This is a genomic window from Dyella sp. (assembly GCF_035277725.1).
In the GTDB taxonomy this organism is placed as follows: domain Bacteria; phylum Pseudomonadota; class Gammaproteobacteria; order Xanthomonadales; family Rhodanobacteraceae; genus Dyella_B.
The window spans coordinates 1-24433 of record NZ_DATEJY010000217.1; the positions used below are offsets into that span (position 1 = coordinate 1).

24 protein-coding genes and 1 pseudogene are annotated in these 24433 nt (G+C 62.3%); 10 read left to right on the plus strand and 15 right to left on the minus strand.

What is annotated here, in order from left to right; all coding sequences use genetic code 11:
* Positions 1-146: pseudogene (locus tag VJR68_RS18075) on the minus strand (transposase); the annotation flags it as partial.
* A gap of 120 nt (positions 147-266) precedes the next feature.
* On the opposite strand from VJR68_RS18075, the gene VJR68_RS18080 reads away from it, so the two are divergent.
* The 3 genes from VJR68_RS18080 to VJR68_RS18090 all read left to right on the plus strand — a co-directional run bounded on the left by VJR68_RS18080 (position 267) and on the right by VJR68_RS18090 (position 5208).
* Positions 267-1406, plus strand: coding sequence for a prephenate dehydrogenase (locus VJR68_RS18080; protein WP_324149966.1), 1140 nt, complete (start codon positions 267-269; stop codon positions 1404-1406).
* A gap of 198 nt (positions 1407-1604) precedes the next feature.
* Entirely contained in the window at positions 1605-3527 is a 1923-nt protein-coding gene (locus VJR68_RS18085) for an ATP-dependent DNA helicase (RefSeq protein ID WP_324150004.1), read from the plus strand.
* Positions 3528-3771: 244 nt separating this feature from the next.
* Positions 3772-5208, plus strand: coding sequence for a sugar porter family MFS transporter (locus VJR68_RS18090; RefSeq protein WP_324149968.1), 1437 nt, complete (start codon positions 3772-3774; stop codon positions 5206-5208).
* 259 nt (positions 5209-5467) lie between these two features.
* On the opposite strand, the gene hemE is transcribed toward VJR68_RS18090, so the two are convergent.
* From hemE to VJR68_RS18110, 4 genes are all read right to left on the minus strand, one after another.
* Positions 5468-6538, minus strand: coding sequence for a uroporphyrinogen decarboxylase (hemE, locus tag VJR68_RS18095; RefSeq protein WP_324149969.1), 1071 nt, complete (start codon positions 6536-6538; stop codon positions 5468-5470).
* A 3-nt stretch (positions 6539-6541) separates the two neighbouring features.
* Positions 6542-6805, minus strand: a complete 264-nt coding sequence (locus VJR68_RS18100; RefSeq protein ID WP_324149970.1) for a WGR domain-containing protein — start codon at positions 6803-6805, stop codon at positions 6542-6544.
* An 84-nt stretch (positions 6806-6889) separates the two neighbouring features.
* Positions 6890-7993 (minus strand): 3-dehydroquinate synthase, encoded by a 1104-nt coding sequence (aroB, locus tag VJR68_RS18105; RefSeq protein ID WP_324149972.1) that lies wholly within the window; start codon positions 7991-7993, stop codon positions 6890-6892.
* On the minus strand, positions 7990-8532 hold the full coding sequence (locus VJR68_RS18110) for a shikimate kinase (protein ID WP_324149973.1): 543 nt from the start codon (positions 8530-8532) through the stop codon (positions 7990-7992). Before VJR68_RS18110 ends, aroB begins: the two co-directional genes overlap by 4 nt.
* 40 nt (positions 8533-8572) lie before the next feature.
* Here VJR68_RS18110 and VJR68_RS18115 point away from each other — a divergent pair, with 40 nt between their 5' ends.
* On the plus strand, positions 8573-9424 hold the full coding sequence (locus tag VJR68_RS18115; protein ID WP_324149975.1) for an NAD-dependent epimerase/dehydratase family protein: 852 nt from the start codon (positions 8573-8575) through the stop codon (positions 9422-9424).
* A 7-nt stretch (positions 9425-9431) separates the two neighbouring features.
* Here the strand turns inward: VJR68_RS18115 and VJR68_RS18120 are convergent, their stop codons facing one another.
* Entirely contained in the window at positions 9432-10184 is a 753-nt protein-coding gene (locus tag VJR68_RS18120; RefSeq protein ID WP_324149976.1) for a response regulator transcription factor, read from the minus strand.
* Between the two features lie 323 nt (positions 10185-10507).
* Positions 10508-11338, minus strand: a complete 831-nt coding sequence (locus tag VJR68_RS18125) for a kinase (RefSeq protein ID WP_324149978.1) — start codon at positions 11336-11338, stop codon at positions 10508-10510.
* 40 nt (positions 11339-11378) lie between these two features.
* On the opposite strand from VJR68_RS18125, the gene pdxH reads away from it, so the two are divergent.
* The 3 genes from pdxH to VJR68_RS18140 are packed head-to-tail and all read left to right on the plus strand — an operon-like array spanning position 11379 to position 13243.
* Positions 11379-11966 carry a pyridoxamine 5'-phosphate oxidase gene (gene pdxH, locus VJR68_RS18130; protein ID WP_324149980.1) on the plus strand — a complete coding sequence of 196 codons (588 nt, stop codon included), beginning with the start codon at positions 11379-11381 and terminating at the stop codon, positions 11964-11966.
* A gap of 13 nt (positions 11967-11979) precedes the next feature.
* Entirely contained in the window at positions 11980-12420 is a 441-nt protein-coding gene (locus tag VJR68_RS18135) for a secondary thiamine-phosphate synthase enzyme YjbQ (protein WP_324149982.1), read from the plus strand.
* 10 nt (positions 12421-12430) lie between these two features.
* Complete coding sequence (locus VJR68_RS18140; protein WP_324149983.1) at positions 12431-13243, plus strand: cobalamin-binding protein; 813 nt, start codon at positions 12431-12433, stop codon at positions 13241-13243.
* A 77-nt stretch (positions 13244-13320) separates the two neighbouring features.
* Here the strand turns inward: VJR68_RS18140 and VJR68_RS18145 are convergent, their stop codons facing one another.
* A complete protein-coding gene (locus VJR68_RS18145) occupies positions 13321-13890 on the minus strand; it encodes a YggT family protein (protein WP_324149985.1) in 570 nt (189 codons plus the stop codon).
* 3 nt (positions 13891-13893) lie between these two features.
* Positions 13894-14715, minus strand: a complete 822-nt coding sequence (gene proC / locus VJR68_RS18150; protein WP_324149986.1) for a pyrroline-5-carboxylate reductase — start codon at positions 14713-14715, stop codon at positions 13894-13896.
* A 323-nt stretch (positions 14716-15038) separates the two neighbouring features.
* On the opposite strand from proC, the gene VJR68_RS18155 reads away from it, so the two are divergent.
* The gene (locus VJR68_RS18155; protein WP_324149987.1) at positions 15039-16076 is read left to right on the plus strand and encodes a type IV pilus twitching motility protein PilT; all 1038 of its coding nucleotides are present in this window, start codon (positions 15039-15041) and stop codon (positions 16074-16076) included.
* A 169-nt stretch (positions 16077-16245) separates the two neighbouring features.
* Positions 16246-17415: a PilT/PilU family type 4a pilus ATPase gene (locus VJR68_RS18160; RefSeq protein WP_324149988.1), complete on the plus strand. Its 1170-nt coding sequence runs from the start codon at positions 16246-16248 to the stop codon at positions 17413-17415.
* Between the two features lie 137 nt (positions 17416-17552).
* On the opposite strand, the gene VJR68_RS18165 is transcribed toward VJR68_RS18160, so the two are convergent.
* The 6 genes from VJR68_RS18165 to gshB all read right to left on the minus strand — a co-directional run bounded on the left by VJR68_RS18165 (position 17553) and on the right by gshB (position 23503).
* Positions 17553-19316, minus strand: a complete 1764-nt coding sequence (locus tag VJR68_RS18165; protein WP_324149990.1) for a hypothetical protein — start codon at positions 19314-19316, stop codon at positions 17553-17555.
* Between the two features lie 113 nt (positions 19317-19429).
* Entirely contained in the window at positions 19430-20356 is a 927-nt protein-coding gene (locus VJR68_RS18170) for an aspartate carbamoyltransferase catalytic subunit (protein ID WP_333682281.1), read from the minus strand.
* A gap of 20 nt (positions 20357-20376) precedes the next feature.
* Positions 20377-20799, minus strand: a complete 423-nt coding sequence (gene ruvX / locus VJR68_RS18175; protein WP_324149992.1) for a Holliday junction resolvase RuvX — start codon at positions 20797-20799, stop codon at positions 20377-20379.
* On the minus strand, positions 20796-21365 hold the full coding sequence (locus VJR68_RS18180; RefSeq protein ID WP_414647816.1) for a YqgE/AlgH family protein: 570 nt from the start codon (positions 21363-21365) through the stop codon (positions 20796-20798). Before VJR68_RS18180 ends, ruvX begins: the two co-directional genes overlap by 4 nt.
* Before the next feature lie 309 nt (positions 21366-21674).
* Positions 21675-22538 (minus strand): energy transducer TonB, encoded by an 864-nt coding sequence (locus VJR68_RS18185; RefSeq protein ID WP_324149995.1) that lies wholly within the window; start codon positions 22536-22538, stop codon positions 21675-21677.
* The gene (gene gshB, locus VJR68_RS18190) at positions 22535-23503 is read right to left on the minus strand and encodes a glutathione synthase (protein ID WP_324149996.1); all 969 of its coding nucleotides are present in this window, start codon (positions 23501-23503) and stop codon (positions 22535-22537) included. Before gshB ends, VJR68_RS18185 begins: the two co-directional genes overlap by 4 nt.
* Positions 23504-24065: 562 nt before the next feature.
* On the opposite strand from gshB, the gene pilG reads away from it, so the two are divergent.
* Positions 24066-24425: a twitching motility response regulator PilG gene (gene pilG, locus VJR68_RS18195; protein WP_188795642.1), complete on the plus strand. Its 360-nt coding sequence runs from the start codon at positions 24066-24068 to the stop codon at positions 24423-24425.
* Positions 24426-24433: the final 8 nt, after the last annotated feature.

The window sequence follows — 24433 nt, forward strand, 5'->3', positions numbered from 1 at the left end:
CTGGCTTGAGCGCTGGCCAACGACACGCTCACCGCGACCTGACAATTATCCTGCTTGCCGAGCACGCCACAGTACTGGCGAGCCACACCGACCGAATGCGTACCCTTCTTGGGAAATCCGGTGTCATCGATGATCCAGTAGTCACCCGCCGACACCCCGAGCTTCGTCGTGAAAAATGCAAGCGCGGCGTGGCGGCGCGACGGTTTTTTTTATCGGAACAGCAGAGCACCTGTTACTGACAGTCGCACTGACGAAGGGGAAGGGTATTGCTTACGAATGAAAAACCACGCGTCGGCCTGGTCGGCAGCCAAGGCGCTTACGGTCGCTGGTTGCGCAGCTTCTTTGAAGATCGCATGGGCCTGCAGGTGGCAGGCCGCGACCTTCTCGGTGACACGACGCTGACGGAGCATGCGCTGATCGAATCCGTCGACGTCCTGATCTTTTGCGCGCCAATCCGCCAGACGCCGTCTGTCATTCGGCACTATGTGGAACAGGCAGCCGGCGCCGAACGCGGGCAACTATGGCTTGACATCACGTCGATCAAGGCTGCGCCGGTCGCGGCCATGCTCGGCTCTCAAGCTGAAGTAGTTGGCCTGCATCCCATGAGTGCCGCACCCAAGTCCGCCACCTTGCGCGGTCGCGCCATGGTGGTTTGTGAGGCACGGTTGGATAAGTGGCGTCCGTGGCTGGAACAGTTTCTTGCCGTCATTGAAGCTGATTGCGTTCGCACCGAGGCCGAGCAGCACGATCGCGTGATGGCTCTGGTGCAGGGCATGGTGCATGCCACGCACATGGCGCAAGCAGCGGTACTGCGTGAGTTGGCTCCAGCCGTCGGTGATTTCGACGGCATCCGTCCCTTCAGTTCCGTGGGCTACGAACTGGATATGGCGGTTATGCGCCGCATTCTTGCCAGCAATCCAGCCATCTACCAGGACATCCAGTTCGAGAACCCATATGTGGCGCCAATGCTGGAGCGCCTTGCTATCCATATCGACGCCTTGCGCGATCTGGTGCACCAGGATGACGATGTGGCACGCGAGCGCATGCGCGAAACGTTGCTGACACAAAGCCGCGCCTATGTGGGTGAACCAGTGGTTGCGGAAGGCAGCTACGCGTTCGAGCGTCTGGGCTATTTGCTGGCGGACCTGCGCGAGCCGCTCTATATAAGCGTGTTTCTGCCACTGGATCGTCCCGGCTCACTGCGCGCGTTGCTGTCCGTGTTCGAGCAGCGCGGCATCAATCTCGATTCCATCCATTCCTCGCGCAGCGCGGAGGGTGAGTTGCTGTTCCGCATTGGCCTCAGCCGGGATTGCGATACCGCGGCATTGCAAGCTGCCATGGATGCGATAGCACATGATGGTATCGGCCGCGTGGTAGAGGCTGCTGGCATGGCGACGCCGCCCTGATTGCCAATTGGCATACGGCGGACTTCAGAAAACGTTGCAGGGGGTGAGCGTTGCGGTTGTGTCATGACCACGCTTCGATAACCTGCACAGACGTATCAGGTTGCGGGCTTCCGGTACCGTATAGTGAGCTTGAATCGCACCGACCGGGATGCCGCTGAGGCCGTCATTCCGTTCCACGGTTTGCGTCATACTGTGTCGATGACCGATCTCGACGACAGCGGCGCACTGCTCGGCGCCGACGGCCCATTTGCCCGCGAATTGCCCAACTTCGCCCCGCGCCTCGCTCAGCAGGCGATGGCGCGTGCGGTGGAGCATGCCATTGCCGAACGCGAGACGCTGATCGCCGAAGCCGGCACGGGCACGGGTAAAACGTACGCCTACCTGGTGCCGGCGATGCTGTCGGGTGAGCGGGTGATCGTTTCCACCGGCACCAAGGCGTTGCAGGATCAGCTGTTTTTCCGCGATATCCCCAAGGTGCGCTCGGTCTTGGGAGCGCGGCTGAAGATTGCGCTGCTGAAGGGGCGCGCCAATTATCTGTGCCTGTATCGGCTTGATCAGACCGTGCGAGAAGGTGCCGCGCTTGAGCGTTCGCAGGCTGCACAGCTCGCGGCGATTCGCGCCTGGTCGGCACGCACGCGTCGCGGCGATCGCATGGAATTGGCGGAGGTGCCGGAGGATTCGCCGTTATGGCTGCGCGTCACGTCCACGCCGGAAAATTGCCTGGGCGTGGAATGCCCGTTCTATGACGATTGCCACGTGATCACCGCGCGCCGTGAGGCGCAGGAAGCGGACCTGGTGGTGGTGAACCATCATCTGCTGTTCGCCGATCTGGCCTTGAAGCAGGAAGGCTTTGGCGAAATTTTGCCGGGCGCACAGGCATTCATTCTGGACGAAGCGCATCAAATTCCCGAATTGGCCGGGCAATTCTTTTCGCAAAGCATCAGCGCGCGGCAGCTCACCGAGCTGGCGCAGGATGCCCTGGCGGAGTGCAGCGGCGTCACGGGTGCGATTGGCCTGATATTGGAGCCTGTCGAAGCACTGCAGGAAGCGGTGCGGAAACTCAGGCTGGCCATCGATACCTTGCCCACGCGCGGCCCGTTTCATGAACTGTGGCGGCGCGATGGCGTGCCTTCCGCCATGCGCGAACTGACAGAGGTATTGGCGGCGCTGACCGATGCATTGGCGTCGCAGGCCGAACGCTCGCGCGGCCTGATGAACGTGCATGAGCGTGCGGCGCATCTAAGCGAACGCTTGGACCGTGTCGTCGAAACAACGACCGAACAGGACGTGCGTTGGTACGAGTTGTTTCCGCGTGGTTTCAGCTTGCATGCCACGCCGTTGGACTTGGCAACGCCGTTACGCGCGATGCGCGAACGCACCTATGCGGCATGGATTCATGCCTCGGCAACGCTGTCGGTAGCGGGACATTTCGATCACTTCGCACGCCAGCTCGGGTTGGATGATCCGCAGACATTGAGCCTGGAGAGCCCCTTCGATTACGCACGCCAAGCGTTGTGCTACATACCTGAAGGGTTGCCCGATCCGGCCATGCGCGACTACACCGATCGCGTCATTGACGCCACGCTGCCGGTGCTGGAAGCCTCCAGCGGGCGTGCATTTTTGTTGTTCACATCGCATCGCGCGCTGCGCCGTGCAGCGGATTTGCTGGCCGATCGCGTGCCATGGCCTTTGTTCGTGCAGGGCAGTGCGCCGCGCCATCAGTTGCTGGAGGAATTTCGCGCGAGTGGCCATGGGGTGTTGCTTGGCGCCGCCAGTTTTTGGGAAGGCGTGGACGTTGCCGGCGAAGCGTTGTCCGTGGTGATGATCGACAAGTTGCCGTTTGCCGCGCCGGATGATCCGGTGTTGCAGGCGCGATTGGAAGCGCTGGAACAAGCGGGTATCAATCCCTTCATGGGTTGGCAGGTGCCGTCGGCGGTGATTGCGCTGAAGCAGGGGGCGGGGCGCTTGATTCGCGATATCCACGATCGCGGTGTGTTGGTGCTGTGCGATCCGCGGCTGACGACCAAGGGCTATGGGAAGCTTTTTCTCAACAGCTTGCCGGCTATGCCGCGCACGCGGGATGTGGGTGATGTGCGGCAGTTTTTTGAGGTTTCCGTATAGGCTGATGTGTTGCCGCTGATGCGTTGTGTCGGGGCACCACAACGTATCAGCGCCGCGGCATCCGTCATGACGAATTGGCGCAGGTTGGATTAGCGCCGCGTAACCCAACCTGCCACTCCCGTCAGCCACCGACATCCAAGGCAACCTAAGCTAGTCTTCCCCTGCATACGTATTCAGGCGGACAAGGGCCGCAGGCGTACGCAGAATCGTCCACTGCCCATCCATCATGCGGGGACACGATCACATGCACCTCAATACAAGCAATGCAGGCGCAGCGCAGGGGGAAGAGGCACGCACCACCGCCCGGGTGGTGCTGATTGCAGCAGCGGCGGCGATCGGAGGTTTTCTGTTCGGTTTCGATACGGCCGTCATCAACGGTGTGGTTGATGCGGTGCGACACGGTTTTGGCTTAAGCGCAGGGCAGATCGGCATCGCGGTTTCTTGCGCCTTGCTCGGTTCTGCCGTAGGTGCGTGGTATGCCGGTCCGTTGGCGGATCGCTTGGGTCGCGTGCGCACGATGCAGGTGGCGGCGTTGTTCCTGGTGCTGTGCGCGATCGGTTCGGGACTGGTGCATGGTGTAGCGACCTTGATGTTCTGGCGCGTGATCGGCGGTATTGGCGTGGGTGTTGCTTCAGTGATTGCGCCGGCCTATATCGCGGAAGTGTCGCCGGCGAACGTGCGTGGTCGACTGGGTTCGATGCAGCAGTTGGCGATCGTGCTGGGTATTTTCGTAGCGTTGCTCAGTGATGCGTGGTTGGCGAGCACCGCAGGCGGTGCGGAAGGAAAACTTTGGTTCGGTTTGGAAGCCTGGCGCTGGATGTTTCTGGTTGCCACGGTTCCAGCGCTGATCTATGGCGTACTCGTATTGGGTGTGCCGGAATCACCGCGTTATCTCGTGGCACGCGGACGTTCCGCCGAAGCGCGTTTGGTATTGGCGAAAGTGCTCGATCTGCACAGCGATCAAGCCCTGGACGCAAAGATCAATGACATCGCGCATAGCCTGAAAGTGGAATACCGGCCGACCTTGAAGGACTTGCGCGGTCCGCGTGGCGGGCTGCTGCCAATCGTATGGGTGGGCATTTTTCTGTCGGTGTTCCAGCAATTCGTCGGCATCAACGTGATCTTTTATTACTCGTCGACGCTGTGGCACTCGGTGGGTTTCAGTGAGACGGATTCGTTCTCGATCACGGTATTCACGTCTGTCGTCAATGTACTGGTGACGCTGGTGGCGATTGCGCTGGTCGACAAGATCGGGCGCAAGCCGCTGTTGCTGATTGGCTCGGCGGGCATGGCAATCACGCTGGCGTTGATGGCGTGGTGTTTCTTGCAAGCCGTCGGTAGCGGTGCGTCATTGAGCCTGCCAGCGCCATGGGGAATGGTCGCGCTGGTGGCTGCCAATCTTTACGTGGTGTGCTTCGGTTTGAGCTGGGGGCCGATGGTGTGGGTACTGTTGGGCGAGATGTTTCCGAACAGCATTCGCGCGATTGCGTTGGCAGTGGCCGCCGCGGCGCAGTGGGTGGCCAACTTTGTCATTACCAGCACGTTCCCGTGGTTGGCGCAGATCGGGCTGGCCTTCGCGTACGGCTTGTACGCGCTATTCGCCTTCGTGTCGCTGGTGTTTGTGATGCGTGCCGTGCGTGAAACGCGAGGCATCGAATTGGAAGACATGCGCGCGTCTTGATCATCGCAGTCTTCATCCGCTCTTGCAGACTGGGATGAAATCCCAGCTTTTGGAGTTCCAGATGCTGGGATTTCATCCCAGTCTACGGGCTGCTGCTCGTGATGCGTGCGGTGCGTGAAACACGGGGCATTGCATTGGAAGACATGCGCGCGTCTTGATCGTCGCAGTCTTCATCCGCTCTTGTAGGCTGGGATGAAATCCCAGCTTTTGGAGTTCCTGGTGCTGGGATTTCATCCAAGCCTACGCGCTACTTCGACGATTACGCCGCGCGCAATGCGCGGCTGTACGCGTGCACTTCATCCACCAGCACTTTAACGTGCTCTGGATCGACTTCCGGCGTCACCCCGTGTCCGAGATTGAAGACATGTCCAGGATGATTGCCGTAGCTGTCGAGTACCCGCCGCACTTCGCGCCGAATGACTTCGGGATTGGCACGCAGCACGACCGGATCGAGATTGCCTTGCAGTGCGACCTTGCCATCTGCCGCCTTGCGCGCATCGGCGAGATCGATCGTCCAATCCACGCCAAGTGCTGCGCAACCGCTCTGCGCCATCTCGGCCAGATGTGCATTTGCACCTTTGGAGAACAGGATCAGCGGTACCTCGCGCGCATGCACATCGTGCTTGAGCGCATCGACGATCTGCGCCATGTAGCGCAATGAAAACTCGCGATACGCCGATGGCCCCAGCATGCCGCCCCAGGTATCGAAGATCATCAATGCTTGCGCACCGGCGGCTGCCTGCGCGCTGAGGTAAGCAGTCACCGAACGCGCCAGCGTGTCGAGCAGTTGATGGGCGAGGGCGGGATCGTTCCAGCACATCGCCTTGGTCATGGCAAAGTCGCGCGAGCCTTCGCCTTCCACCATGTAGCAGGCGAGCGTCCAGGGGCTGCCGGAGAAGCCGATCAGCGGCACGCGGCCGGCCAGTTCGCGGCGGATAAGGCGCACCGCGTCCGTCACGTAGCGCAGTTCGCCTTCCATATCCGGTACGCCCAGGCGTTCCACGTCGGCGCGCGTGCGTACCGGATGTGCGAATTGCGGACCTTCGCCTTGTGCAAAGGACAGGCCCAGGCCCATCGCATCGGGAATGGTAAGGATGTCGGAGAACAGGATGGCCGCATCCAGCTCGTAGCGCTCCAGTGGTTGCAGCGTGACTTCGCAGGCCAGTTCGGGGTTGGTTGCCAAGGCCATGAAGCTGCCGGCCTTGGCGCGCGTGGCGCGGTACTCGGGCAGGTAGCGGCCGGCCTGGCGCATCACCCATACGGGCGTGGTATCGACGGGCTCGCGGCGCAAGGCGCGCAGCAAGCGATCATTCTTCAGCGGCAGGGACATGTTTTATCGGCGTCCGTAGGGGCCTTCGACCCCTTGGGCAAAGACCACGCGATAGCCGCGCTTGAGCTGGGCATCGCGCACTTTTTCAAAGGCGGCCAGGGCTTCGTCGCGCTCCAGGTATTGATCGCGCTTGAGCGTGGCGCGGCCGCCCTGCGTACCGGACTCGCGGTAGAGCGTCCAGCCGCCGAGCAGATCCTGCTCCAGCACGATCTGTACATAGCGCGGCGGTTCGGCCGAGGCTGGCATGGTTTGCAGATAGAGGCGCATGGCGTCCCTGGATGAACGGCGAGGAGGCCGCAAGGTTACGCATTTTAGAGGGCGGCGGGTTCGGTAGCGAGGGTGCTAGGCCATTCACGTACCGGCGCACGCTTCGCGCAACACCGCCAGCACGTCGGCCTCGTTCACGCCGGAGACGATCTCCGCTGCCCCGATGCCGCGCCACAGGATCAAGCGCAGCGTGCCAGCGGTGTTCTTCTTGTCCAAGCGCATCAAGGCCAGCAGTTGTTCCGGATCGTAGCCGGCCGGAACGGTGGTCGGCAGGCCGATGGTGCCGAGCAACTGCTCAAGACGCAGCGTATCGGTGCTAGCGCTCATGCCCAAGCGCTCGGAAAGCCGCGCGGCCAGCAGCGTGCCGACCGCTACGCCTTCGCCGTGAAGCAGGGTGGTGTAGTGGCCGGCCGTTTCCAGTGCGTGGCCAAAGGTATGGCCAAGATTGAGCAGGGCGCGCTCGCCTTGTTCGGTTTCATCGCGCGCCACCACGCCGGCCTTGTAGCGCACCTTGGTGGCGATGGCCTGCACGAGTGCGGTTTCATCGCGCGCCGCGAGTGCAGCGGCATGCTGTTCCAGCCAGGCGAAGAAGGCGGCGTCGCCGATGGCGGCGCCCTTGATCACTTCCGCCATGCCGGCACGGTATTCGCGCGCAGGGAGGCTGTCCAAGGTGCCGATATCGGCGATCACGGCCCGCGGCTGATGAAACGCGCCGGCCAGGTTTTTGCCGGCGGGAAGATTGACGCCGGTCTTGCCGCCGACGGAGGAATCCACCATCGACAGCAGGGTGGTCGGCATCTGGATGAAGTCGATACCGCGCATCCAGCACGCGGCGGTGAAGCCGGCGAGATCACCCACCACGCCACCGCCCAGAGCAACCACGCAGGCATCGCGCGTCGCACCGAGTGTGGCGAGTGCTTCCAGCGCGAGACCGACGTTGGCAAAGCTCTTGTGTGCTTCCCCGTCGTCGAGCAGAAATGAAGACCAGCGCAGGCCCTCCAGGCCACTTGCTACGCGCTGCAGATACAGCGGTGCCACGGTGTGATTGCTGATCACCAGCGCATGCCGGCCGCGCAGCATGTTGCGCCAGCGCGCATGATCGTCGAGCAGATCGCGGCCGATCCAGACCGGATAGCTGCGCTCGCCGAGCGTGACTTGAATGGTTTCCTGAGGCGTGATGATGCTCATGCGGCTTGTCGGTTCCAATGCCGTTCCAACAGTGCCAGGCAACGCTCGCTGGCAGCGACGACGCCTTCATTATCCGCGGCGGGCGACACCGTCAGATCGGCGATTTCTTCATATAGCGAGGTACGCACGGCAGCCATTGCTTCCAGTTTCTGCTGGCGATCGACGTCCGCCAGCAGGGGGCGCGACGTATCGAGCGTCAATCGTTGCAACTGAACCGGCACGGTGGCCTGCAGCCAGATCACGTAGCCGCGTTCAACCAGCGTACGACGGTTTACCGGGTCGAGCACCACACCGGCGCCACTGGCCAACAGCACACCACGACGACCGCTACACTCTTCCAGCATGGCGCGCTCGCGCCGGCGAAAACCCGCTTCGCCTTCGATATCGAAGATGGTGGCGATGGAAACGCCGGTCATGCGCTCGATTTCCTGGTCGAGATCGATGAAAGGCAGGCCGTAATGCGCGGCGAGTTGCCGGCCGATCGAAGTCTTGCCGGCGCCGGTAGGGCCGATCAGGAACAGGTTGCACGAAGGATTCATGGGTGGATAGTAGCAAGCGAGTCGACAGGCAGGTGGATGGATGGCCGAACGGATCTTGATCGCCGGCTGCGGCGACCTGGGTGAACGCGTCGCGTACCTGTTGCTGGCACAGGGTGATGAGGTGCATGCGTTGCGCCGTCATCCGCCTGGCGAGGCAGGCGGTATTCGGTGGTTGGCCGCGGATCTGGCTGGTCCGGAAACGCTCGTTGCCTTGCCCGAAGGGATCACTCGTCTGATCTTTCTGCCGGCTCCGGACGCACGCCAGGCGGACATTTATCGCGCCGTTTTTCTTGATGGCCTGCGCAATGTGCTGGATGCGCTGGATACCGCGTCATTGCAACGGGTGTTGTTCGTGTCGTCGAGCGCTGTCTATGGCGAGCATGGCGAAGAATGGGTGGATGAAGCCACACCGCCTGCGCCTCTCGGCTTCAACGGAAGAATCTTGCGCGAAGCGGAACTGGCCTTGCAGGATGATTATCCGTGCGACTCGATCGTGCTGCGCCTGGCCGGTTTATATGGTCCGGGACGCCTGCAGCTGATCGATCGCCTGCGTGCAGGGCAGGTCAGTGCGCCACGGCAAACCAGGCATTGGGCAAATCGCATTCATGTGGACGATGCAGCGGCGGCGATCGTGCATTTGCTCACATTGCGCGACCATCAAGCGCTCTATGTGGGCGCCGACGATACGCCATTGCCGCTGGATGTTCTTTACGATGGTCTCGCAGCCATGGTTGGGGCGCCGAAAGTGGCGGATGGATCTGCACCAGCGGGCGTCGGCAGCAAACGATTGAGCAATGCACGACTAAAGGCCAGCGGCTTTCGCTTTCGCTGGCCCGATACGCTGAAGGGATATGCCGCGTTGCTGGATAACGGTGCGTCGTCCGCTGACTGACGTGGCATCAATTCTCTGCGGTGCCTGAAGCCGGGCGGCGTTTTGCTTCGTGGTGAGGCTCGGCGCTCTGCGAGGTGAGCTGTTCTTCGATGCCGTATTTGATGAGATCCGCATCGCGGCTGATGCCGAGTTTGCGCATCGCGCTCATCTTCTGCGTGCTGACTGTCTGCTTGCTGCGATCGAGACGGCGTGCAATCTCGCTGATGGTGAGGCCTGATACGTAGAGCCGCACCACTTCCAGTTCGCGGGTCGAGAGATGACGCGCGCGCGATGACGAACTGCCGCCTTGAATGCCATGCCGTTGCACGACGGTTTCGATGCTGGGCGACAGATAACGCTTGCCGGCGAGCGCGGCGTATAGCGCCGTGGTGAGGTATTCCAGCGGATCGGCTTTGCTGAGGATGCACTGGATGCCTTGCGCCAGCAGCGCGCGAATCACGTCGGCGTTGCTCATCATGGTCAAGGCAATCAGATGCACATGGGGAAAGCGCTGGCGAAGTAGGCCGAAAAGCGTGATGCCATCGCCATGACTGCCGCCGGGCATGGCGTAGTCCGAGATCACAATGTCGATAGGGTGCTTTTCCAGCAAATCCACCAGCGCGGTTGAGTTGCTGGCGGTGCCGACGATATGTACATCAGCCTGTCCTTGCAGCTCGTGCACAAGTCCGGCCAGCAGCAGTGGATGGTCGTCAGCGATGACTACGCGGACGCGGCGGTCGCCGGATGAAAGGGTTTCGTGGCTTGATTGGGTAGGCATCATGCTGCGCAGCTCTCGAGTGTTTTTCGTAACGCTGCCGGTGGTGCCATGGATTCAATCGGCAGCGGCGCAGCGTCCTACATGCGTGGAGGGGTGTGTCATGTTTGGGGTCCTGGTCTTTGACGAAAAACGCGAGCGAATCGTCTGCGAGGCAGTACGGTGTTCACCAGGATGGGCTGTTCGTCGATTATGGTGAGGCGAACTATTCGGACAATAGAACTTTTCCGAAATGCATCGGACGATGAACCCTTGGGCTGGGATGACAATCCCAGCATCGCCATGCATTGCAAGTGCTGGGATTGTCATCCCAGCCTACGTACGGCAGCTCAATTGTGGCTGAGTCCCATCACGTGATGATGAGTGTCGTACTCCACGCACGTGTCAGCGAGCACCGAGAGTGTGGCCAAGGCGTGCCGGCTGAGTCGTTCGAAATGAAACAAGAAGCGCTGCATGGCAGCGGCGTCCATCGCCAGCGGTGCGCCCCGAGCAAGGAGGTCCTTCTCGGTTTCGCTGCGCCATTCGCGGATCACTTCCCAATTCGGCGCCTGCAGCACGATCAGCGCATCCAGCTTGCGCCAGAGGGGCTGGTACGCGCGCAATTGCTTGTTGACCCAATGGCGCCAGCGGCCGTCTGGATCTTCGGTGCGTTCCAGTTCGTTCACTGGTTCTTCCAGCGCACTTTCCAGTTGCGGGCGCAGGCCTAGTGCCCAGCCTTCCATCACGACCAGCCGCGGTGGATGGGTGGCGCGTGGCCAGCGTGAAGGCGGCATGCGCGTATCGCGGCCTTTATCGAACCGCGGCCAGGTCACCGGAAATTTTTCCGATGCATTCGGCAGGGCGGTCAGCACGGAAAGCAGTAGCTCGATCTCGTGCGTGCCGGGCACGCCGCGGGTCTTCAACAGCGGATGCACCTGGTGGGCGAGCGCCTCGCGTTCGCTGCGCGAGTAGTAGAAGTCATCCAGCGAGAGTACTTCCGTCGGCCAGCCGCGATGCTCGGCCTGGGTCTTGATCACGCGCGCCAGGGTGCTCTTGCCGCTGCCCTGCAGGCCGGACAGGCCAAGCACATACGGCCGCTGCACCCGCGCGATGCGGCCGGCGTAATGATCCAGCAGGTGACCCGCGAGGGCCTCGTTCTGCGTGCTAGCATCATCCTTCATCGCCTAATCATGACGTGCGCTGGCTACGATTCAAATACCCATGCTCAATCCTGAGATCCTTGACACTTTCAACACCTTGATGGACCAGGCCGTGGCCAGTGGCGATCCAGAGCCCACCGCCATGAACCTGTCCAGCGTCGATGCCGCAGGGCGGGTCAGCTCGCGCATCGTACTGCTGAAGGGGGCGGACCAGCGTGGGTTCCGCTTTTTCACCAATTACGAGAGTGACAAGGGCGTGCAGATCGACGCACACCCGCAGGTCGCCCTCTGCTTCCACTGGAAGCGCTTGCGCGAGGGTGTGCAGGTGCGGGTGGAAGGCCTGGCGCGCAAGCTGACGACGGAAGAGTCCGACGCCTACTTCACGAGCCGGCCGCGCGGCAGCCAGATCGGTGCGTGGGCGTCACTGCAATCGCAGACCCTGGCCGCGCGCGAGACGTTCGAGCAGCGCGTGGCGCATTACGAGCAGCAGTTTGCCGGCCGCGATGTGCCGCGCCCGGCGCATTGGGGTGGCTACCTGATTGAACCGGACATGGTGGAGTTCTGGTACGGCGCGAATTTCCGCCTGCACGAGCGCGTGCGCTGGGACCGCCACGGCCAGACCTGGACCCATCGTTTGCTCTATCCATGAAGAGGAGCGCGCCATGACCCGAGCCACACCTGCGGAACATGTCGCGCAGAACGGTTTTACCGTACATACCCGCGGCCGCGGCTTCAGCGAGATTACCGACAAGGTGGCCGAGCTGGTCGCGGCCAGCGGCGTGCATACCGGCATCGTCAACGTCTTCACTGCGCACACCAGCTGTTCGTTGTTGATCAGCGAAAACGCCGATCCCTCGGTGCGCGCCGATCTGGAACGCTGGTTTACGCGCGCGGTGCCGGATGGCGACTCGATCTTTCAGCACGATGCCGAAGGTCCCGATGACATGCCTTCCCATGTGCGCGCCATCCTGACCGGCGTGAGCCTGACGATTCCCGTGCATGGCGGCAAGCCGCAGCTGGGTACGTGGCAAGGCGTGTACCTGTGGGAGCATCGCGTGGATCCGCACCAGCGCAAAGTGGTGGTGACAGTGTTTGGGCATTGATTGCATACACATGGCCGAAAACGATTCCTTTCCCCATCGCATCGTCTGTCTTACCGAAGAACCCACCGAAGTGCTGTATGCGCTTGGCGAGGAGCATCGCATCGTCGGCATTTCCGGTTTCACTGTGCGCCCGCCACGTGCGCGCAAAGAGAAGCCGAAGGTATCCGCGTTCACCAGCGCGAAGATCGAAGAAATCCTCGCGCTGCAACCGGACCTGGTGATCGGCTTCTCCGATCTTCAGGCCGACATTGCGCGCGACCTGATCCGCGCGGGCGTCGAAGTGTGGATCAGCAACCACCGCAGCGTGGCGGGCATCCTTGCCTACATTCGCCGGCTGGGCGCGATGGTGGGTGCGTACGACAAAGCCGAGCGTTACGCCCAGCGCGCCGAGGCGCATCTTGCCGAAGTGCGTGCTGCTGCCGCGGCATGGCCGAAACGGCCGAAAGTCTATTTCGAAGAATGGGACGAGCCGATGATTACTGGCATTCGTTGGGTGGCGGAATTGATCGGGATCGCCGGTGGGGACGATGTGTTCCCCGAACATGCGCGTGAGTCCCTCGCCAAGCATCGCATTCTCGCGGACGGCGGCGAGGTAGTGCAGCGTGCGCCGGACATCGTCCTCGGCTCATGGTGCGGCAAGCGCTTTCGCCCGGAACGCGTAGCGCAGCGGCCGGGTTGGGAAGCAATTCCCGCCGTGCGCAACGGTGATATGCACGAAATCAAATCGCCGATCATTCTGCAGCCCGGGCCGGCGGCGTTGTTCGATGGATTAGATGCGATGCATGCCGTGTTTGCGGAGTGGGTCGAGCGCCACAAGGCGTAGGTTGGGGTGCGAACCCCAACATGGCATGGGGATGAGCATGACGATGTTGGGGTTCGCACCCCAACCTACGCGCGGTGTTACCGCGCCAGGCTCGCGCCGAAATCGAACAAGGGCGCTGCAATCAGCCGCTGCGCCAGCAGCAGGAGAATCACCACCACGGTGGGCGAGAAATCGATGCTGCCCACCACCAGCTTGCCGCGCAATGGACGCAGCAGCGGTTCCACGATGGTGCCGGCGAGGCGATACAGGGGATGGTACGGATCGGGCGCGAACATGCTGAGCAGCGACCAGCCGAAAATCACCACGATGTAGAACAGCAGCACGAAGTTGAGCAGGTCGGCAAGAGATAGCACCAGCAGCCCCAGCCACGCCGGCACAAAGCCCATCAGCACCGAGAGCACCAGCCGTTCCAGCACGAAAGTCAGCAGCAGGATCAGCACGGCGGCCAGGTTGATGCGCCGCCAGTTCGGCAGCACACGACGGATCGGCGAGAGGATCGGATTGGTATAGCGATACACGAACTGGCTGAGCGGATTGTGGAAATCCGCCCGGTTGGCTTCGGCCAGCAGACGCACCAGGAACAGCGTGGCGATGGCGCCGAACGCCATCTGGACGATGAGTGTCAGGGCATCAACGAGGTATGACATCGATCAATCCTTATCCAGAGCCGCGGCAAGTTCTTCGCCGCGCCGAGTGGCGGCAGCCAGTGCACGGGCGACGATGCGCGGGAATTGGTCGGCGCTGAAGCTTTCCAGCGCGGCCTGGGTGGTGCCGTTAGGCGAGGTGACACGCTGGCGCAGCGTGGCCGGTGCTTCGTTGCTTTCCACCAGCATGCGGCCGGCGCCCAGGCAGGTCTGGGTGGCCAGGATGCGGGCGGTTTCGCGTGGCAGGCCTTGGGCTACGGCGGCGTCTTCCATCGCTTCGACGAAGGCAAAGAAATAGGCCGGACCGGAGCCGGAAAGGGCGGTGACGGTATCCATCAGGGCCTCGTCCTCGATCCAGTGGGTAATGCCCACGGCATCCAGGATGTGCTGCGCCTGCTCCCGCTGCTGTGGCGTCACGCGCAGGTTGGCGCACAGACCGGTGGCGCCGGCGCCGATCAAGGCTGGCGTATTGGGCATGCAGCGCACGATCGGCAGCAGGTTGCCGAACCAGCGTTCCAACTGGTCGATGCGCACGCCGGCGGCAATCGAGATCATCAGCGGACGCTTGCGCTGCAGCGTGTCGCGCAGTTCGTGATGGATGGCGGGCATCACCTGCGGCTTCACCGCCAGCACCAGTACGTCGGCGTCTGCCGCGGCCAGCCGGTTGTTGTCGAAAGTGGCCACGCCGAAGTCGCGTCCCAGGCTTTCGCGCGCCTGCGCCAGGGGTTCGGCCACGCGCAGGTTGGCGGCTGGCATGCCGGTCTTAAGCAGGCCGCCGATCAGGCTGCGTGCCATGTTGCCGCCGCCGATGAATGCGATGTGGGTCATGTCTGTAACAGTGATCTGGGTGCCAGCGGCATACCTTAACAGCAGCGCCAGTCTGGCTGAGTGAGCGAAGCCCTTTTCCCGTGGGGAAAGAGGCCCGGCTCGTGTGAATGTGTATGCGCTCGCATTTGCCGCGATGCGTTCCGGCACCGGCGCCGGAAAAGCTGGCTGCCTGCCACGCGGCGCGAGTAGTATCGGCATGGCTGCAAGGAGCGGGGGAATGGCGGGGCATGCCACGCCAGCACATCTGACCGGGTGACCTTCCGTCGTCCTGCTGCGGCTTGCGTTTTCGTATAGACGATCGGTTCTTAGGGGAAAACAATCCGATGGATATCGCCGAACTGCTTGCCTTCTCGGTGAAGAACAAGGCATCCGACTTGCATCTGTCGGCGGGCCTGCCGCCGATGATCCGCGTGGATGGCGACGTGCGCCGCATCAACATTCCCGCGTTGGACCACAAGCAAGTGCACTCGCTGATCTACGACATCATGTCGGACAAGCAGCGCCGTGACTACGAAGAATTTTTCGAGACCGACTTTTCGTTCGAGATCCCCGGCCTGGCGCGCTTTCGCGTCAACGCGTTCAACCAGAATCGCGGCGCGGGCGCGGTGTTCCGTACCATTCCTTCCGAAGTGCTGACCCTGGACGACCTGGGCGCGCCAAAGGTATTCCGCGAGCTGATCGAACAGCCGCAGGGCCTGATCCTGGTGACCGGGCCGACCGGCTCGGGCAAGTCGACCACGCTGGCGGCGATGGTCGATCACATCAACAAGAACGAATACGGCCACATCCTCACCGTCGAGGACCCGATCGAATTCGTGCACACCTCGCAGAAGTGCCTGGTCAACCAGCGCGAAGTGCATCGCGATACGCACGGCTTCAACGAGGCGTTGCGCTCCGCGTTGCGCGAAGACCCCGATTACATCCTGGTGGGCGAGTTGCGCGACCTGGAAACCATCCGCCTGGCGCTTACCGCCGCTGAAACCGGCCACTTGGTGTTCGGCACGCTGCATACCAGCTCGGCGGCCAAGACCATCGACCGCATCATCGACGTGTTCCCTGCCGGCGAAAAGCCGATGGTGCGTTCGATGCTGTCCGAATCGCTGCGCGCGGTGATTTCGCAGACGCTGCTCAAGAAAGTAGGCGGTGGCCGTATCGCCGCGCACGAAATCATGGTGGGCATTCCCGCCATCCGCAACCTGATCCGTGAGGACAAGGTGGCGCAGATGTATTCATCCATCCAGACCGGCCAGCAGTACGGCATGCAGACTCTGGATCAGATCCTGCTTGACCTGGTGAAGCGCGGCCTGGTGACGCGCCAGCAGGCGATCGGGTATGCGAAGAACAAGGAAGTGTTCAAGTGATGCGGGTGATGCGGGACTCGGGACTCGGGACTCGGGACTCGGGGTGGTCGCACAAGGGCATGGATTGTTTTTGCTGTTTGGACGGACAGGGCAAGTGGATAGCGGGATTTAGGCGAGAGCAGCGCTCTGCCGAGTCCCGAGTCCCGAGTCCCGAGTCCCGGTACTTCGTATGAGCGAATTCGACTTTACCTCGTTCCTCAAACTGATGGTCCACAAGAAGGCCTCGGACCTGTTCATCACCGCCGGCGTACCGCCGTCGATGAAGGTGCAGGGGCGCGTGGTGCCGATCACGCAGAGCCCGCTTTCCGCGCAGCAGTCGCGCGACATGGTGATCAACATCATGACGCCGGCACAGCGCGAGGAATTCGAAAAGACGCACGAGTGCCAGTTTGCGATTTCCGCGCAAGGCGTCGGCCGTTTCCGCGTGTCGTGCTTCTACCAGCGCAATTGCGTGGGCATGGTGCTGCGCCGGATCGAATCGAAGATTCCGACCATCGAAGAACTGAGCCTGCCGCCGGTCATCAAGCAACTGGCGATGACCAAGCGCGGCATCATCATCTTCGTGGGTGCGACCGGTACCGGTAAATCGACCTCGCTGGCGGCGATGGTGGGTTATCGCAATCAGAATTCCACCGGCCACATCATCACCATCGAAGACCCGATCGAATACGTGCACAAGCACGAGGGTTGCATCATCACGCAGCGCGAGCTGGGCATCGATACCGATAGTTGGGAAAACGCGCTGAAGAACACGCTGCGCCAGGCGCCCGACGTGATCCTGATCGGCGAAGTGCGTACGCGCGAAACGATGGAGTTCGCGATCAACTTCGCCGAAACCGGCCACTTGTGCCTGTGCACGCTGCACGCCAACAACGCCAACCAGGCGATCGACCGCATCCTGCACTTCTTCCCGGAAGATCGCCGCCAGCAGTTGTTCATGGACTTGTCCCTGAACCTCAAGGGCATCGTGGCGCAGCAGCTGATTCCTACCCCCGACGGCAAGGCGCGTCGCGTGGCAATGGAAGTGATGCTCGGCACGCCGCTGGTGCAGGACTACATCCGCCAGGGCGAGATTCACAAGCTGAAGGAAGTGATGAAGGAATCCGGCAACCTCGGCATGATGACCTTCGACCAGAGCCTGGTGACGTTGTACCAGGCCGGCGAGATCAGCTACGAGGATGCGCTGCGCCATGCCGACAGCGCCAACGAAGTGCGCTTGCGTATCAAGCTGGCGCAAGGTGGCGATGCGCATACCTTGTCGCAAGGCTTGGAAGGCGTGGAGCTGGAGGAAGACAAGACCAGCCAGAATGGATTGGGCGGGGGCTTCCTGCGGCGCTGAGGCCGCGGGCTGGGATGGCAATCCCAGCATCATGCGGCTTAGCGAAGCTGGGATTGTCATCCCAGCCTACGTGGTGATATCCAGCAACAAAAAAGGAGCCACTGGCTCCTTTTTTGTTGGCTCGCTTCGCTACGCCGTCACTTCAATTCGGTATGCGTGGTGATCACCAAACCCTGATCCTCCATCCGCACCTGCATGCCGATCGCCTTGATGCGCGCTGCTTCCGACTTCATCGCCTCGAACTGCGCCTTGGTGCTGGCGAGTGCGGCTTTCGGGTCGTTCTGCGCATTGGAGTCGTCTGGATTCAACGCAGAGCTCATCGCCGCGGTGGTTTCCGCACGCTGCTCCAGCAGGTTGATCCAATTGGCGTACATGTCGCCATCCAGATGCGTGCGCATCAGCTCGCCGGCATCGCCGCCCGGCTGCTGCATGACGTCGGAGAGCTTGCTGTCTTCACCGGTGCCGACGGCAACGCCAAGCGACTTGGCGCCCATCGCTGCCCATCCGGATTCACCCAATGCATTGGTGAGCTGGGCGGGCAGGGCAACGGGCTTGTTGTCGCCGGTAAGCTTCAGGCCGTTGAGCATCGGGCTGGTCATCTGCGCCATGGCAAGCAGACCGGCCGGGTTGTTGGTGCCGATCACCACGCGGCCGGCCACCTTCGGCATGCCGCCGTTGGGGTTGGGCGTGTAGCTATCCAGCGCGATATGCAGGCCGAGCAGATCGCCGATCGGCGGCACGGCTGCTTTCTGCGTGGCATCGCCCAGGCTGCTGAAGGTGTCGTTGAGGTTGTCAAGCATGGGGCAGGTGAACGGCTTGTCCGCCACCGCTTGCGCCTGTGCGCTCCAGAACGTGCGCAGCTGCTGCATCGGCAAGGCGAGGCTCAGTTCAAACGGTGCGCTGGGATCGCTGCCGAGGCCGGGCAGTTCCACTTTCAAAGTATGGAAGGCGCTGACGATGTCATTGGCCAGTGATACGTCAAAACGCATGTCGCGATGCTTTTCGTCCAGCGTGGTGTAACCCATGCTCATCTGCGGCACGCGCGCCGCGATGCGCGAGGCTTCGCTCTGGCAGCTAGGCGGCAGCTGCATGATGTTCGCCACGGGTTCGCCGGTCTTGGCCGATTCGTTTTCCGCGCGCATCTTCTGCAACGCTTGCGCCAGCGGGTCCTGCCCACCGATCAGCAACGGCAGCAGGCGCGTGAGATCCACCTGGCCTACCGCCCATTTCGCATAGCCCTTGGATTTGGCCAGATCGGCGAGACGATCGGTGTCCTGCACGCTCTTCGCCGGACGATCCAGGCCCAGTGCCTGGCGCAGCAGCGGTTGTGCCGCATCCTGCGGCAGCAACGCCAGCACGGCCTGCTTGCCGACCACGGCGATGATGAATTGCAGGTGCGACACCGGTGCGACGTAACGCTGATAGCTCTGTGTACCCAAGCTCACCACGTCGAGCTTCTTGCCGTAATCGTTCTGGATTTTGGCCACGAAGCTGTCGAAGGCCTTGGTGTCGGCGAGCTCCATGCGCAGCACCGGCGACAGGCCCAGACCATAGAGCGCCATGTAACCCTTGGGGTTGACGCCGGTCTCCTGGATCACCTGCTCGGCCGTCTTGCCGTCGAATTCGGTGGCGAGCGTGCGCAGGTATTTCGCCATGTCCGGATCTTTGTCGGCGAGCTGGTCGGCCTGCGATTTCATCTGCACGACCTGGGCGGGCAGCTCCGCGTCCACCTGGGTCAGGATGGCCTGGCGGGTTTCATCGTCCAGTACATCCAGGTTGGCTAACACGTAAGGGGTATCCGCCGGCACGAAGGCCAGGGGGGCATCCTTGTCTTTGTGCGAGCAGGCGGCCAGCAGCAAGCCGGAAAACGCCAGCGCCAGCACGCGCTTGGGTCTACGCATAATTCTTCCCCGGGGGTGTCAATTTAACCGCGGCATTATGCCTGCTTTGGCGTGCGGCCGGTGTGGTCGTAGGTTGGATCAGGCTGTAATGACCCGACTTGCATGCGGCCTCTTTAGCGCGCCAGCATCTCGCCCAGCACGGCCATGCGTACGAACACGCCGTTGCCCACCTGTTCGAGGATGCGCGACTGCGGGCCGTCGGCCACTTCCGGTGCGATCTCGATGCCGCGGTTGATCGGGCCGGGGTGCATCACCAGGCAGCCGCGCGCGGCGAGTGCCAGGCGGCGGGTGTCCAGGCCGTATTCGCGGAAGTAGGCGGCTTCGTCCGGCAGTTCGATGGACGCCATGCGCTCTTTCTGCAGGCGTAGCGTGATCGCAACGTCCGCGCCTTCGATCGCCTGGTCGAAGTTGTCGTAGAACTTGCAGGTGGGGAATTCCTGCTGGTCGGGCATCAAGGATGCCGGTCCGCACAGGCGGATTTCTTTTGCACCCAGTTTGCTGAAGGCGTGCACGTCGGAGCGCGCCACGCGGGAGTGTTTGACGTCGCCGCAGATCACCACGGTGAGCTGGCTGAAATCCGGACGATGCTGGCGAATGGTCAGCGCATCGAGCAAACCTTGCGTGGGATGCGCACGATTGCCGTCGCCGGCGTTGACTACCGACACGCCACTCATCGCATGCCGCACCAACTCGTCCGGTGTGCCGGACACTTTGTGGCGCACGATGATGGCGTCCAGATGCATCGCTTCCAACGTGTGCAACGTGTCGAACAGTTCTTCGCCCTTGGCGGTCGACGAGAAGCCGATGTCGAAATTGATCACGTCCGCACCCAACCGGCGCGCCGCCAGTTCGAACGACGTGCGCGTGCGCGTGGACGGCTCGAAGAACAGGTTGAGGATGGTGCGTCCGTTGAGCAGGTCCAGCTTGCGCGTGCCGTGGGCGCAGGCGTCGCGCATGGTGATGGCACGGTCCAGCAGCCGTTCGATGCAATCGCGCGGCAGGTTTTCGAGCGTGGTGAGGTGGCGCAGGCGAGAGAACATGGCGAGGTCTTTGAGTGTTGTTATGTGGTTTCGTGTAACCAGCGTTCCAGGATCACGGCGGCAGCTTCCGCATCGAGCTGCGCGGCATCGCGGCGGCGTTTCAAACCAGCGGAACGTGCGTGGGCGAAACGCTCCGCGGCTTCGAGCGAACTGTGGCGTTCGTCCACCATCGACACCGGTATGCGGTAGCGATCGTGCAGGCGTTCGGCAAAGCGGCGCGCGCGCTTGCTGGCGGCTTGTTCTTCGCCATCCAGTGTAAGCGGCAGACCTACCACGAAGCTGTCGGGCAGCCATTCGCTGCGCAGGGCATCGAGCGCCGCCCAATCGGGCGCGTCGTCGCGCATGGCAAGCGTGGCGATGGCGCGTGCGCTGGCGGTAACGCGATTGCCGACTGCGACGCCGATAAGCTTGCTGCCGACGTCGAAGCCAAGCACGCAACTCATGCGTGGCCCGCGTAGCCAGGAAGTTGCAGCGGGTCGATGCCGACCAGGCCGGCGGCGGCGCTCCAGCGTTCTTCCAGCGGCGTGTGAAAGATCACACGCTCGCTGGCATCGGCGGTGAGCCAGGTGTTGTCCTTGAGTTCCTGCTCCAGCTGGCCGGCGCCCCAGCCTGCATAGCCCAGCGCCATCAGCGCGAGGCGCGGACCTTCGCCGGCGGCCATCGCGACCAGGATGTCGCGCGAGGTGGTGACCGACCAGTCGCCGTTGATGCGGTAGCTCGATTCCCAATGCCCATGTTCGCGATGCAGCACGAAACCGCGTTCCTGCTGCACCGGACCGCCGATCAGCACCGGCGCATCGGCCAGCTCGGGGTCGTTGCAGGGGAGCTTCATCTGCGCGAGCACATCGCCGAAACGATATTCGGAAAGCTGGTTGACCAGGAGGCCCACCGCGCCGTCTTCGTCATGCTGGCAGATAAAGGCCACGCCGCGCGAAAACGGCGGCTCGGTCAGGCTGGGCATGGCGATCAGGAACTGGCCCGCGAGCGTCTGGGGAGACTTGGTGTGCATGGTGGCCATTGTAAGCGCTGGGCGTGGTCGCGTCTGCGGCAAACAAATCAGGTTAGGTTGAGATGCAATCCCCAACATCGCTTTCGTCAGCCGATGCGGTAGGTTGGGGTGCGAACCCAACATCGCTTTCATCAGCCGCTATGCCAGTATCGCGCTCAGGGGCGTTACGACAGCGTTATTACTCGAGAACTCGTCATAGGCAAAAACGGGACGGGTTGACGTGTATCGGCCCTCGAAGCGGCAGCGCACGAGGCGCCGATGGATATGAAGTGTTGGGGTTCGCACCCCAACCTGCGTGATGCGAAGCACTCAGCGTGTCTTCAACACATCGCCCGGCTGGAACTGCCAGGTGCGGGTGATGTAGAGGATGTCGACCTTTTCCTTGCTGTCCGGCGGCAGCGGTGGAAACGGCGCACACAATTTCACGATCGCAATCGCCGCCTTGTCGATGACGCTGTTGCCCGAGCTTTGCGTGATGTCGATGTTGTTGAGACTGCCGTCGCGGTTCACGCCGACCGTGAGGATGACGTCGCCATGCAGATGCTGTTCGCGCGCCTGCTGCGGATAGTTGAGGTTGCCGACGCGCTCAATGCGATCGACCCAGCCACGCATGTAGGCGGCGTAGACGTATTCCTTGGTGTTGGCCGAGATGAATTTCTTATGCGGACGCTTCGCATAGGCCTGGGATTGCTTGCGAACCTCCGCGGCCAGCTGCGCCGCCTCCTGGGCTACGCGCGCTTCATTGGCAGTGTCCTGGCTGTCGCGGGCATCCTTGGCGTTGTCGCTGTTGACGCTGAAATTGGCCTGCCCGGTGGTGGTGAGCATGCGCTGGTCAGTCGCCTGCTGCGGCGAAGGTGTCGCCGCCGTCACCGGCTGCGGCGCAGTGCCTTGGCTGGGCATGGGCAGCAGTCCCGAGAAGGGTTGCGATGGCCGCTGCGACTTGTCGCTTTCGCCGCCGCCCTTGTTGTTCGCCTGCGCCAGGAAGTCGGCCTTGTCCGGCGCTTCGCTGTTGGCGACGTTCACCAGCGTCACGTCGAGCGTGGGTAGCGCCGGGCGCGTCGCCACATAGCTGAAGCCGATGCCGAACAGCAGCAGGCCATGCACCAGCAGCGAAAAAACAAAGGTGGCCCCGATCTTGTTGTCGCCGGGGCGGCGGGCTACAGCAGCATTCACGCGTTGGATGACCTGGTTTCGAGAGCGTCGAACAACATCCCGGCGATATTAAGCCCGAATTGTTTGTCCAGTTCGCGCGCGCACGTCGGCGATGTGACGTTGATCTCGGTCAGGTAGTCGCCGATCACATCCAGCCCGACGAACCGCAAACCCCGACGGCGCAATTCGGGACCGACTTCGGCGGCAATCCAGCGATCGCGATCGGAAAGCGGGACACCTTCGCCACGCCCGCCGGCCGCGAGGTTGCCGCGGAATTCGTCGCCTTGCGGAATGCGTGCGAGGGCATAGGGCACCGGCTCGCCGTCGATCATCAGGATGCGCTTGTCGCCCGCGCTGATCTGCGGGATGAACTTCTGCGCAACGGTGAACTGGCGACCCTGGCGGTGCGAATCGCCCTGCACCAGCGTTTCCAGCATCGAGTTGAGGTTCTTGTCGCCGGCCTGCACGCGGAAAATGCCGCGTCCGCCCATGCCATCCAGTGGCTTGAGCACGGCATCGCCGTGTTCGGCCACGAAGCGGCGCAGCTCGGCTGGATCGCGTGCGACCAGGGTCGGTGCCATGCATTGCGGAAAGTGCAGGGCGAATACCTTCTCGTTGCAGTCGCGCAGCGCGCGCGGGTCGTTTACCACCTGCACGCCGTCGCGCTGGGCCACGTCCATCACCAAGGTGTCGTAGACGAACTGCGGATCGACCGGCGGGTCCTTGCGCAACAGCACCGTATTCATCTCGCGCAGGTCGGTCCAGCGGGCGTCGCCCAGGGTGTACCAGCCGGCGGGGTCGTCCTTCACGCTCAGTGGGCGCAGCCTGGCCCACGGCGTGCCGTCGCGCAGGGCCAGGTCGCCCTGTTCCATGTAGTAAAGCGGGCTGCCGCGGCGCTGGGCTTCCAGCAGCAGCGCGAAAGTAGTGTCCTTGGCGATCTTGATGCTGCCGATGGGGTCCATCAGCACGGCGACCGAGCGGGGCATGGCGGTTCCGTTGGCGTGTGGGGCGTGCATGTTCGCCGAGGTGGTCGGCGTGCCACAAGAGTTGGGGGATGCTCTGATCTATGCCGAGCAGGCGTCACCGACCCTGTCTGCGCGCATCTCGCCGGTGCGTCGGCTCCACAGACGGCCAGTCTGTCTTCGCCAACGCCCCTATGACCTGCACACAGACAGGGCCGGTGCCACCTACGCGGCATAGATTCAGAGCATCCCTCGCGCAAAATTTGGGCAGGTCAGGGACACTCTTTTGTCCGAAGGTGCCACTCTGGGTCTTCTTTCACATTTGTGTTCGCGAATTTGGTGATAAGCCCCACCGCTACAACGTTTTTTCCTTGACGGAAGACCGTCCAGGCAGTAAACAGCAACGGCGGAGTGTCCGACGCAGATCGGCACCGAAGAACAGTTGAGCAGGAATTTTTTCATCTGCGTCCGGGGGTGTGGCCCGTTTGCTGCATGTCCGGATGACGTACCTGAGCCTGGGGCAGGCAGCAGGGGGGGTTAAGTGAACTTGAATGTAGCTACGAACGGCCTGGCTGGTCTGAAGGTCATGGTCATCGATGACTCCAAGACCATCCGCCGTACGGCGGAAACCTTGCTGAAGAAAGAAGGATGCGAGGTGCTTACCGCTGTCGACGGCTTCGAGGCGCTGGCCAAGATCTCGGACCAGAAACCGGCCATCATTTTCGTGGACATCATGATGCCGCGATTGGACGGTTATCAGACGTGCGCGCTGATCAAGAACAATCCGCAATTCCGTTCGACGCCAGTGATCATGCTGAGCTCGAAGGACGGCTTGTTCGACAAGGCGCGTGGCCGCATTGTCGGTGCGGAGCAGTACCTCACCAAGCCGTTCACCCGCGATGAGCTGCTTGGTGCCATCCACCGACATGTCGCCAGCACGGTATAAGGCCCGTG